At 60.6% G+C, this 218-nt stretch carries 1 protein-coding gene; it reads right to left on the bottom strand.

The genetic code is table 11. The features are described 5' to 3' along the window. The coding region (locus C476_RS17165; protein ID WP_008015309.1) for a helix-turn-helix domain-containing protein at nucleotides 1-218 on the bottom strand (218 nt) is incomplete at both ends.

Genomic DNA, 218 nt, shown 5'->3' with positions numbered 1-218 from the left:
GGCGATTTCAGTGACTGACTGCTGCCGTGGCTCCTCGTAGTACCCGCGCTCGATAGCCGCCTCGAGTGCCGCCTTCTGTTCGGGTGTGAGCGTCTGTTGGACCCGATCGTCTTCGAGCAAGCACGGGGGCGTTCCGAGGCGTTCGACGGTGAGCGACAACCCCTCTCGGAGGTTCTCACTGACTTCCTCGTGAATCACCGATACTGTCCCGTTGATAA

Origin of the sequence: Natrinema limicola JCM 13563, from assembly GCF_000337475.1 — an archaeon.
Classification (GTDB): domain Archaea; phylum Halobacteriota; class Halobacteria; order Halobacteriales; family Natrialbaceae; genus Natrinema; species Natrinema limicola.
This window is presented reverse-complemented; position numbering and strand designations above follow the sequence as displayed.